Source organism: Frateuria sp. (assembly GCF_013362045.1).
Lineage (GTDB): Bacteria > Pseudomonadota > Gammaproteobacteria > Xanthomonadales > Rhodanobacteraceae > Frateuria_A.
Genome location: NZ_JABFWW010000100.1, coordinates 1 through 10,839, shown reverse-complemented (window position 1 = coordinate 10,839; position 10,839 = coordinate 1). Strand labels below are relative to the sequence as shown.

Below are 10,839 nucleotides of genomic sequence, written 5' to 3'. Positions count from 1 at the left end.
CGGTTGCAGCCTGATCCGGCGGCGGACATCGCCGCGGAGCGCGCGGCCCAGCGCGCGCGCCTGGACAGCTACCAGTGGATGGACAAGGCGCACACGGTGGCACGGATTCCGATCGGGCGGGCAATGGAACTGGTGGCTGCGGGCAAAGGCCTCCCCCTCTCCCCAACCCTCTCCCCGGCGAAGCCGGAGAAGAGGGAGCCGAAGCGGCGAGGCGACCGGTGAGCGCGGAGCGCAGGCCATCGGCGAAAACGGAGCGGCGGCCATGAACCGCCGCTCGCCCGCCCGCTTTAGCCCTCTCCCCCGAGCACGGCTCGGAGGAGAGGGTTGGGTGAGGGAGAGGCCTTTGCGCCTTCTCGCAGCCACCGTGTCCCGGTTGGCATTGTTGATCGCGCTTTGCCTCCCGCTGGCTGCGCTGGCCAACCACGCTCCACCCCCCCCGCCCGACCTCACCCAGCGCGCCGGCTTCGACCAGCAGCTGGGTGCACACGTTCCGATGGACGCGCACTTCCACGACGCCGACGGCACGCCCGTCGACCTGCGCACGCTCGCCCGCGGCAAGCCGCTGCTGCTGGCGATGGGTTACTACCGCTGCCCCAACCTGTGCGATGTGGTGCTGCAGGGCATGGCGCACAGCCTGGCGCAGCTGGATCTCGAACCCGGCCGCGACTTCGCGGTGGCCTTCGTCGGCATCGATCCCGCGGAGACAGCGCGGGATGCGCATCGCACGCAGGTAATGCTGGCGCGCATGCAGCCTTCCGCGCACGTGGCGCAGTGGCACTTCCTCACCGGCGAGCCGCCAGCCATCGCCGCGCTCGCCCGCGCGATCGGCTTCCGCTACTTCTACGACGCACGCCTGCATCAGTACGCGCACGCCGCCGGGCTGGTGGCGATCACGCCGGATGGAAAAGTCGCGCAGTACTTCTTCGGCGTGTCCTGGCCGCCGGCCTCGCTGCGGCTGGCCCTGGTGAGTGCTTCGCAAGGCCGGCTCGGTTCGCTGATCGACCGCCTGGTGCTGCTGTGCTGCGGCTACGACCCGGCCACCGGCCGCTACAGCCTGGCGATCGGGCGCGCCATGCAGGTGCTGGGCGTCGCCTTCGTGCTGGCGCTGGCGTCCTGGCTCGCCCGGCTGAGGGCGAGGGCGCGCGCATGAACACCTTGCCGCAGGCCTCGTCCTTCGCGCCCGACGTCGACCATCTGTTCGACGCGCTGCTGCTGCTGTGCGGCCTGGTGGTGGTCGGCGTGTTCGCGGCGATGATCTTCTTCTGCGTGAGGTACCGCCGCGGCAGTGCCGCCGAACGCATGCCCGCGCGCGCGCACCTGGGCGTGGAGCTGACCTGGACGTTGCTGCCGTTCGTGCTGTTCATGGGCATCTTCGGCTGGAGCGTGCACCTGTGGATCAGGCTGCGCACGCCGCCGAAGGACGCCCAGCCGATCTACGTGGTCGCCAAGCAGTGGATGTGGAAGGTGCAGCATCCCGACGGCGCGCGCGAGATCGACACGCTGCACGTGCCGGTGGGCCGGCCGATCCGCCTGGTGATGACCTCGCAGGACGTGATCCACAGCTTCTACGTGCCGGCCTTCCGCGTAAAGCAGGACGTGCTGCCGGACCGCTACACGGAGCTCTGGTTCACCGCCACGCAGGCGGGCACCTTCAACCTGTTCTGCGCGGAGTTCTGCGGCACCGACCACTCGCGCATGCACGGCGAGGTGATCGTCATGGCACCGGCGGACTATGCGCGCTGGCTGCAAGCGCATGCCGGCATCGGCCTGGCGGCGCAGGGCGAGAGACTGTTCCGCCAGTTCGGCTGCAGCGGCTGCCACGACCCGCAGTCGGGCGTGCACGCGCCGGACCTGTACGACCTCTATGGCCATACCGTACCGCTGTCGGACGGCTCGCAGGTGCTCGCCGACGAGCGCTACCTGCAGGACTCGATCCTGTTGCCGAAGAAGCAGATCGCCGCCGGCTACGCGCCGATCATGCCCAGCTTCCAGGGCCGCATCGGCGCGGAGGACGTGCTGGCGCTGGTGGCCTACCTGAAGACCCGCACCCATGCAGCGGAGGACACCGATGAGCACCGTTGAGCGCGTGCCGCCGCCGCGGAGCTACCTGGAGGAAGGCTACGGCCTGCGCTCCTGGCTGACCACGCACGACCACAAGCGCATCGCGATCCTCTACGCCCTGGGCATCACCTTCTTCTTCTTCCTCGGCGGCCTGGCCGCGGCGCTGGTGCGGCTGGAGCTGGTCACGCCGGCCGGTGATCTGATGAGCGCGGAGACCTACAACAAGGCGTTCACCTTCCACGGCGTGGTGATGGTGTGGTTCTTTCTGATCCCCTCGATCCCCGCCACGCTGGGCAACTTCCTGCTGCCGCTGATGATCGGCGCGCGCGACGTGGCGTTCCCGCGGCTGAACCTGTTCAGCTGGTACCTGTACGTGGGCGGCGGCGTCTTTACCCTGCTCTGCCTGCTGCTGGGCGGCGTGGATACCGGCTGGACCTTCTACACGCCGTTCTCGACCCTGTTCTCCACCTCGCACGTGCTGCTGGCCGTGGTCGGCGTGTTCATCGTCGGCTTCTCCTCGATCTTCACCGGGCTCAACTTCATCGTCACCATCCATACGCTGCGTGCGCCGGGCATGACCTGGTTCCGCCTGCCGCTGTTCGTGTGGTCGATGTACGCGGTGGCGCTGGTGATGGTCCTGGCCACGCCGGTACTGGCCATGACGCTGTCGCTGATCGCCCTGGAGCGGCTGTTCGGCGTGGGCATCTTCGACCCGGCGCTGGGCGGCGATCCGGTGCTGTTCCAGCACTTCTTCTGGTTCTACTCGCACCCGGCGGTCTACATCATGATCCTGCCGGCGATGGGCGTGGTCAGCGAGCTGATCACCGCCGGCGCGCGGCGGCGCATCTTCGGCTACCGCTTCATGGTCTACGCGATCATCGGCATCGCCGTGGTCGGTTTCCTGGTGTGGGGCCACCACATGTTCGTGGCGGGGCAGTCGATGTACGCGAGCATCGTGTTCTCGATCCTCTCCTTCATCATTGCCGTGCCCTCGGCGATCAAGGTCTTCAACTGGACCGCCACGCTGTACAGAGGCGACATCGGCTTCGACGCGCCGATGCTCTACGCGCTGGGCTTCGTCGGGCTGTTCATGCTGGGCGGACTCACCGGCCTGTTCCTGGCCGCCACCGCGCTGGACGTGAACCTCACCGATACCTACTTCGTGGTGGCGCACTTCCACTACATCATGGTCGGCGGCGCGGTGATGGCCTACCTGGGCGGCATCCATTTCTGGTGGCCCAAGATCACCGGGCGGATGTATTCGGAGGCGTGGGCGCGCTTCGCCGCGATCCTGATGTTCTTCGGCTTCAACCTCACCTTCTTCCCGCAGTACATCCTGGGCTACGAGGGCATGCCGCGGCGCTATCACGAGTATCTGCCGCAGTTCCAGGTGTGGAACGTGCTGTCCTCGGCGGGCGCGACCATCCTGGGCGCGGCCTACCTGCTGCCGCTCTTTTACCTGGCCTGGTCGCTGCGCCACGGCGCGCGTGCCGGCCCCAACCCGTGGGACGCGAGGGGGCTGGAGTGGCAGACCGCCTCGCCGCCGCCGCCGCACAACTTCGAGCAGACCCCGACCGTGACCGAAGGCCCCTACGCCTACCGCTGATGAGCGCCCGAACGCACCCCGTGCCCGAGCAGTTCGACGACCCCGTGCAGCAGCGCGAGGCGGCGACGCTGGGCATGTGGGCGTTCCTGGCCACCGAGGTCCTGTTCTTCGGCGTGCTGTTCGCCGGCTACACGCTGTGCCGCGTGATGTTCCCCGAGGCCTTCGCCGAAGGCAGCCGGCACACCGACATGCTGCTGGGCACGATCGAGACCGCCGTGCTGCTGACCAGCAGCTGCGCGGTGGCGCTGTCGGTGCGCGAGGTGCAGCTGGGCGGGCGGCGCGCCGCCACCGCGATGCTCGCGCTCACCGCGGCGCTGGGCATCGCCTTCCTGGTGATGCACGGCTTCGAGTACTACGCCGAATACCGCGAAGGGTTGATCCCGGCGATCCGCTACACGCAGCAGGGCGTGTACGCGCGCGGCATGGAGATCTTCTACTGCCTGTACTACTTCATCACCCTCTTCCACAGCCTGCACGTGACCGTCGGCGTGCTGCTGCTCGGCGTGATGGCGTGGCGCACCTGGCACCGCGCCTTCGACCAGGACTACCACACGCCGCTGGAACTGACCGCGCTGTACTGGCACCTGGTCGACATCGTGTGGATCTTCGTCTACCCGCTGATCTACTTGGTGGGGCGGTCCGGATGAACGCGCGTCCCGCCCGCCCGCAGCGCACGCACCGCAGCGGCCCGCGGCCGCCCTCGCTTGCCGGCAACCTGTGGACGCTGGCCGCGTTGCTGCTGCTGCTGGTCCTGAGCGCCGGCAGCGCGTTGCTCAGGCTCGGGCCGTTCAACGAGGTGGCGAACCTGGGGATCGCCGCGGTCAAGGCGCTGCTGGTGCTGACCGTCTTCATGCGCCTGAAAACCGACAACGCGCTGCTGCGCATCGTCGCCAGCACGGGTTTCGCCTGGCTGGCCGTGCTGATCGCGCTGTCGCTGGCCGACGTGCTGACCCGTCAGCCGCTGCTGGCGCCGTGGTAGCGGGAGTGCTGGCACGGAACCTGCTTCACCTGTGCGGGGGATTCATGGTCGTGCTGGCACCATCGCGGCGGGCATCGTGAAGCCTGCCATCTTCCTGCGCCAGCCCGATCCAGCCATGAGTTCGCCGTCCGAAACCCGATCGCCTTCGCCGCTGCCGCCGTTCGGCGGCTTCCGCGAGGCGGCCCAGGCCTGCCTTGCCATGCTGCGCGAGCGCACCGGCGTGGACGCCTGGTTCTTCAGCCGGGGCGACGGCAAGGACTGGCTGGTATTGGCCGCCTCGGACGACTGCTACGGCGTGCGCAGCGGCGACGCGTTCCAGTGGGAGGACTCGATCAACTCGCTCATGCTGGACGGCGGCCCGCGGGTGGTGCCCGACCTGCGCGCGCACGAGCCGTACGCCGCCGCGCCGGCCGCCCGCCGCGGCATCGGCGCCTACCTCGGCGTGCCGGTGCAGCTCGACCATGGCGCGGTCGGCACGCTCTGCGCGATCGATCCGCAGCCGGTGGCGGTCGACGTGGGGCGCTGGCTGCCGATCGTGCAGCTGTGTGCGCAGATGCTCGCCACGCTGTGGTGCCACGACGTCAACCTGAAGGAAACCCAGCGTCGCGCCGAGCGCGCCGAACTGGAGGCGACGACCGACCCGATGACCGGCATCTTCAACCGCCGCGGCTGGCGTGAACTGCTTGCGCTGGAAGAACAGCGCTGCCGCGACGAGCACACCACCGCCGGCATCGTGGTGGTCGACCTGGACCACCTCAAGCAGACCAACGACAGCCAGGGTCACGTAGCCGGCGACGCCTTGATCCAGCGCACCGCGCACGAGCTCTCCCGCACCGTGCGCGCCACGGACGTGGTGGCGCGCCTCGGCGGCGACGAGTTCGTGGTGCTGATCCTCGGCGTCGGCCCCACCGAACTGGCGCGCCAGGCGGCCCGCATCGAGCAGGCCCTGCGCGAGGCCGGCGTCGCCGCCACCCTGGGCTACAGCTGGCGCGGCCCCGACCGCGACCTGGGCGAGGCCTACCGCGAGGCCGACCTGCTGATGCTCGACGCCAAGCGCGGGCGGCACCGCGACGCCTCCTGACGCCATCGAGGGAGCCACGCCAAGGCGCCGTAATCCCGGCAGCGTCGGCCATCCATCGCCGTGTCCGCTTGCGCCGGCCTGGCGGCATTTGCGCCAGCACGCGGCGCATCGCCCGGCTTCACCGGATAGCCGCCGGCCGGCGGACCGGCCGGCGGGGAGCGTCAGCCGCCGTGGATCGGAAAGGTCTGCGCGCCGCCCGAAGAGGCCGGCCCCGACGGGTTGGTGGGCGCAGCGGCCGAGCCCGGGCGGACGCTGCCGCACTGGTAGGCGCCCCAGGCCTGCGAACCGTCGGCCGGCTCGCCCAGCGGCTTGATGGTGTCGGCATGCATCTTGGCCGCCTCGTTGCGGGCCATCACTTCGAGTTCGTCGCGCACCTTGATGTCGTTGCGGTCGACCGGACCGACGTGGTCCATCACCGAGACGGTGACCTTGCCCAGATCGCGGCATTGCGAGACATCGCCGCTCCAGGCGGTGCGCACCTGCTTGCCGGCCTCGTCCAGGGTGATGCCCCAGGTGCAGGCGCCGAGCAGCAGAACGGGAACGAGCAGCAGCAGGGTCTTGCGCATGGGTGGCTCCGGAGAAAAGCAGGACGCTGCATCGTACCGTGGAGCGTGGGGACGCGGGTATGCGCCGCGTGCGTGTCGCCGGGCGCATCGCCGAAGGCCCTCCATCCGGCCGCCCCTGGCGGGGCGGCCGGGAAGGAACGGGCCGGCCGTCCCTATTTGACCGGCTTGCCGTCCGCATCGAGCACCTGCACCTTGCCCAGGTTCAGTGCGCGCACGGGGGCCTCGATCTTGGTGAGGTCACCCACGATCACCCAGGTCAGGTGGTCGGGTTGGATCACCTCGGCGGCAGCGGCCTGCACCTGCGGATCCTTCAGCGCGTCGATGCGCGCCTTCTCGGTCTGCACCCAGTCGTCGGGACGGTCGTACAGGGCAATGTCCTGCAGCGCGCCCATCACCGCCGAGGTGGTCTGGTATTCGCCCGGCAGGCTGCGCACGTCGCCCTGCTTGATCTTGGCGATTTCCTGCGGCGCGAGCGGCTGCTTGCCGACCACGCCGCGGGCCTCGGCCAGCATCTCGGCGGCCGCGGCCGCGGTCTTGTCGGTCTGCACCGGGGAGTACATCAGGAAAGGACGCTGGCCCAGCGCATCGGGCAGGAAGCTGTAGGCGCCGTAGGCCCAGTGCTTGTCCTCGCGCAGGTTCATGTTGAGGCGCGAGGTGAAGGCGCCGCCGAAGGCGCCGTTCATGGTCTCGATGTCCAGGTTGTTGGCCACCTTGGTCGACGGCGCCAGGCTGCCGGCCAGGATCAGGCTCTGCTGCGCGCCGGGACGGTCGATCAGGTAGACGCGCGGCGATGCCGGCGCCGCCACCGTGGCGAGGTTCTTGGCCGGCACCTTGCCGACGCCGGGCTTCCAGTCGCCGAACACCCGGTCCAGCTGCGGCACGATCCTGTCCAGCGTGGTGTCGCCGGCGACCAGGATCCTCACGTTGTCCGGCCGGATGAAGTCGCCCATGAAGCGGCGCATGTCGTTGGCGTCGAGCGCGGTGATCGATGCGACCGTGCCCGAACCGGTGAACGGGATCGCGTAGGCGTGGCCGTCGCCGTAGAGCAGCGGCGGCAGCGTTCGCAAGGCGATGCCGACCGGCTGGCTCTTCTCCTGCGCGATGCGCGCCAGCCACTGGCCGCGCAGGCGCGCCACGTCGTCGGGGCGGAAGGCCGGGTTGCGCACGATGTCGGCGAACAGGGTGAGCGAAGGATCGAGCTTGTCGTCGAGGGCGTTGAGCGAGACGTTGCAGAAGTCCAGCCCGCAGCCGCTGCCGATCATGGCGCCCAGGCGTTGTTCGCGCTTGGCGATCTCGACCGAGTCCAGGTCCTTCGTACCTTCATCGAGCATCGCCATGGTGAAGCTGGAGGTGCCCAGCCTGCGGCCCTGGTCGGCGGCATAGCCGGCGTCGAACAGCAGCTGTACCTGCACCGCCGGCACCTCGTGGCGCTCGGCGAGGGTCACCGCGATGCCGTTGGCGAGTCTGCCGTGCTGCAGGGTGGGGAAGGTCAGGCTGGGGAAGCTCGTCACCGCGGGCAGGCCCTTGCTGCGGTCGACCGGGCTCTTCACGGTGCGGTAGTCGCCCTTGGCCGCGAGCTTCGGCGCGGGCCGGCCTTCCAATGCCGGCCGGCCGGCGGCGGTGGCGAAGTCGGTTTCCTCGACCTTGCCCGGCGTGACGATGAGTGTGTAGTCGCCGCGGGCGATCCATTGGTTGGCCGCGGCCTTGACGCTGGCCGGGGTGGCCGCCATCAGCGTATCGAAGTCCTTCAGGTAGGCGCCCGGGTCGCCCTGGTAGAGCTGACCCTCGGCGAGAATGGAGGCCTGCGAGTTGACCCGCTCCAGCCCACGCACGAAGACGCCGCGAATGGTGGTCCTGACGCGCTCGAGCTCGTCCGCGGTGGGGCCGTCCTTGAGGAACTTCGCCCACTCGTCGGCCACCGCGGCCTCGACCCTGGCCGGGTCGGCACCCTTCTTCACGTCCACCTGCAGCTCGAACAGGCTGGCCAGGGCGTGCTGCTCGATGTCGACCGAAACGTCGTCGGCGAGCTTGTCCCGATAGACCAGGCGCTGGTACAGGCGCGAGGTCTTGCCGCCGCCCAGCACCGCCGCGGCCAGCTGCAGCTGATTGAGCGCGAGGTCGGTGCGCGGGGGCACGTTCCACTCGCGGTAGATGCGCGTCTGCGCCACGTTGTCGGTCATCGTGCCGCGGGTGGACGCCTCGCGCGGCGTGACCCACACCTGCGGCCGCGGCACCGCAGGACCGGCGCCGATGTCGCCGAAGTACTTGAGCATCTTCTCCTTGGCCTGCGCCAGCGTGATGTCGCCGGCGAGCACCACGACCGTGTTGGCCGCGCCATAGTAGTCGCGGAACCACTGCTTGACGTCCGCCAGCGAGGCGGCGTTCAAGTCGGCCATCGAGCCGATCGTGTCGTGGTGGTAGGGATGGTTGGCCGGAAAGGCTTCGGCCTGGATCAGCTCGCTGACGCGGCCGTAGGGCTGGTTCTCGTCCTGGCGCTTCTCGTTCTGCACCACGCCGCGCTGCTCGTCCAGCTGCTTCTGGCCGATCGCGCCGAGCAGGTGGCCCATGCGGTCGGACTCCATCCACAGCGTCATGTCCAAGGCCGTGGTGGGCACCGTTTCGAAGTAGTTGGTGCGGTCCAGCCAGGTGGTGCCGTTCTGGTCGGTGGCACCGGCCAGCTCGAACGGCTTGAAGAACTCGTCCTTGTGGTTCTCCGAGCCCTGGAACATCAGGTGCTCGAACAGGTGCGCGAAACCGGTCTTGCCCTTGGGCTCGTAGGAGGAACCGACGTGGTACCACACGCTCACCGCCACCACCGGCGCCTTGTGGTCCTCGTGCACCACCACGGTCAGCCCGTTGGGCAGGGTGAAGCGCTGGTAGGCCAGGTGCGGGATCGCCTGCGCTTGCGGGGCCGGGGCATCGGCGGCTTGCGCCGTCGGAAGCAGGCCAGGCGCGGCCAGCAGGCCGGCGACGAGCAGCGCCAGGGCGGTCCCGGCGGGAAAACGGTGTGCCACGGTGCAACCTCCTGTCTCGCGGATGTATCCGGAGGCTATCGGGCGGAACGCGGCCACGACAAGCGCGCCGACTGTCCGGGCGGTGTGTCCGCCAGCGGACCGGCAGTGTCCGCGGACAACCGTCGTACCGCCGTGTCGGGCTGACAAACGTCACAGCATCAAGGGTTTTCCCGCCACTGCATCACTGGCACGGCGCTTGCCAATGTACCCATGACGGATCCCCACCCTGTTCGAAGGAATACAGCCATGAAATTCGAAACCCTGTTGCTGCGCAGCCTGTTCGTCGCCTGCCTGCTGGCGTGCGGATGGATCATGGGAGCGATGCTGTTCACCCCGGGCCCGGTGCAGCTGGCCGGCACCGGTACCGGCGCCCGCATCGGCGCGCTGCTGGCGGCGCCGGCCGCGTGCATGCTGCCGCCCGACGGCGTGGTGTGCCCGCGGCTGGCCGGTTGAGGATCGCGGGCCGACCGCTACGCGGACCGCGCCGGATCGGGATAATGGGCCGATGCTGCACGTCATCCTGTACCGGCCCGAGATTCCGCCCAACACCGGCAACGCCATCCGCCTGTGCGCCAACACCGGCGCGGCGCTGCACCTGATCCGGCCGCTCGGCTTCGAACTGGACGACGCACGCCTGCGCCGCGCCGGCCTGGACTACCACGAGTACGCCCGCGTCGCCGTGCACGACGACCTGGCCGCCTGCCTCGCCGCATTGGGCCAGCCGCGCGTGTTCGCCTTCTCCACCAGGGGCCGTGTCGCGCACGTCGACGTACGCTACGCGCCGGGCGACACGCTGCTGTTCGGTTGCGAAACGGCCGGTCTTCCTGCCGAACTGCTGGAGGGGATTCCCCCTGCGCAACGCCTGCGCCTGCCGATGCGGCCGGACAGCCGCAGCCTGAATCTCTCCAACACCGTCGCCGTGGCGGTGTACGAGGCCTGGCGGCAGCTGGGCTTCGAAGGCGCCGCACCCATCGGCAGCTGAGGCAGGCCGATGGCATCCGTGCAGCCCGCTACAATCGGCGGATGAATGCCGCCACCCCGAACGCCTGGCTGCCGCAGCCGCTGCGCAAGCTCGCCGGCCGCGCGCTGGAAACCGCGTTGAACCATACGCTGTCGCTGGACCCCGACACCCGGCAGAAGCTGGCCGCGCTCGACGGTCGCAGCATCCAGCTGCACCTGCGCGGGCCGGAGCTGGTGCTCGGCGTGAGCGTGGAAGGCGCCCGCCTGAAGGTCGGCCCGCCGCAGGACGCCAGCCAGTTGCGCGTGGCGGCGAGCCCGGCCAGCCTGCTGGCGATGGCGCTGCGCCGGGGCGACGAAGGCGTGTCGCCTGGCAGGGTGGAGATCGCCGGCGACGCCGACCTGGCGCGCCGCCTGGAAAAGCTCGCCAGCGCCTTCGCGCCGGATTTCGAGGAAGCCTTCGCGCGCAGCTTCGGCGACGTGCTCGGCGTACCGCTGGCGCAGGCGATCGCCAGTGGGTTGCGGCACGCGCGCGAAAGCGCCGCGCATCTCACCGAGGACGGCGCCGACTGGCT

The 10,839-nt window shown here is 69.6% G+C and carries 12 protein-coding genes; 10 read left to right on the top strand and 2 right to left on the bottom strand.

Annotated features, from left to right (window positions below; all coding sequences use genetic code 11):
• The 7 genes from HOQ08_RS04880 to HOQ08_RS04850 form a co-directional block, all read left to right on the top strand.
• The coding region (locus HOQ08_RS04880; protein ID WP_291192231.1) for a hypothetical protein at positions 1–222 on the top strand (222 nt) is incomplete at its 5' end.
• A 121-nt stretch (positions 223–343) separates the two neighbouring features.
• Positions 344–1,150 carry an SCO family protein gene (locus HOQ08_RS04875; protein WP_291192229.1) on the top strand — a complete coding sequence of 269 codons (807 nt, stop codon included), beginning with the start codon at positions 344–346 and terminating at the stop codon, positions 1,148–1,150.
• Positions 1,147–2,082: a cytochrome c oxidase subunit II gene (coxB, locus tag HOQ08_RS04870; protein WP_291192227.1), complete on the top strand. Its 936-nt coding sequence runs from the start codon at positions 1,147–1,149 to the stop codon at positions 2,080–2,082. The genes HOQ08_RS04875 and coxB overlap by 4 nt, the downstream gene beginning before the upstream one ends.
• Positions 2,069–3,667: a cytochrome c oxidase subunit I gene (ctaD, locus tag HOQ08_RS04865; RefSeq protein WP_291192225.1), complete on the top strand. Its 1,599-nt coding sequence runs from the start codon at positions 2,069–2,071 to the stop codon at positions 3,665–3,667. The genes coxB and ctaD overlap by 14 nt, the downstream gene beginning before the upstream one ends.
• Entirely contained in the window at positions 3,667–4,314 is a 648-nt protein-coding gene (locus tag HOQ08_RS04860) for a cytochrome c oxidase subunit 3 family protein (protein WP_291192223.1), read from the top strand. The genes ctaD and HOQ08_RS04860 overlap by 1 nt, the downstream gene beginning before the upstream one ends.
• Positions 4,311–4,646 (top strand): cytochrome C oxidase subunit IV family protein, encoded by a 336-nt coding sequence (locus tag HOQ08_RS04855; RefSeq protein ID WP_291192221.1) that lies wholly within the window; start codon positions 4,311–4,313, stop codon positions 4,644–4,646. Before HOQ08_RS04860 ends, HOQ08_RS04855 begins: the two co-directional genes overlap by 4 nt.
• 76 nt (positions 4,647–4,722) lie before the next feature.
• Complete coding sequence (locus tag HOQ08_RS04850) at positions 4,723–5,727, top strand: sensor domain-containing diguanylate cyclase (protein ID WP_291192219.1); 1,005 nt, start codon at positions 4,723–4,725, stop codon at positions 5,725–5,727.
• Between the two features lie 161 nt (positions 5,728–5,888).
• On the opposite strand, the gene HOQ08_RS04845 is transcribed toward HOQ08_RS04850, so the two are convergent.
• Both HOQ08_RS04845 and HOQ08_RS04840 read right to left on the bottom strand, forming a co-directional pair.
• On the bottom strand, positions 5,889–6,293 hold the full coding sequence (locus HOQ08_RS04845; protein WP_291192217.1) for a DUF4156 domain-containing protein: 405 nt from the start codon (positions 6,291–6,293) through the stop codon (positions 5,889–5,891).
• A 152-nt stretch (positions 6,294–6,445) separates the two neighbouring features.
• Positions 6,446–9,307 carry a pitrilysin family protein gene (locus HOQ08_RS04840; RefSeq protein WP_291192215.1) on the bottom strand — a complete coding sequence of 954 codons (2,862 nt, stop codon included), beginning with the start codon at positions 9,305–9,307 and terminating at the stop codon, positions 6,446–6,448.
• A gap of 246 nt (positions 9,308–9,553) precedes the next feature.
• Between HOQ08_RS04840 and HOQ08_RS04835 the strand changes: the two genes are divergently transcribed.
• The 3 genes from HOQ08_RS04835 to HOQ08_RS04825 form a co-directional block, all read left to right on the top strand.
• On the top strand, positions 9,554–9,760 hold the full coding sequence (locus tag HOQ08_RS04835; RefSeq protein ID WP_291192213.1) for a hypothetical protein: 207 nt from the start codon (positions 9,554–9,556) through the stop codon (positions 9,758–9,760).
• 52 nt (positions 9,761–9,812) lie between these two features.
• Positions 9,813–10,289 (top strand): tRNA (cytidine(34)-2'-O)-methyltransferase, encoded by a 477-nt coding sequence (locus HOQ08_RS04830; protein WP_291192211.1) that lies wholly within the window; start codon positions 9,813–9,815, stop codon positions 10,287–10,289.
• Between the two features lie 41 nt (positions 10,290–10,330).
• Positions 10,331–10,839 (top strand): SCP2 sterol-binding domain-containing protein (locus HOQ08_RS04825; protein ID WP_291192209.1); only part of this gene is annotated, 509 nt, incomplete at its 3' end.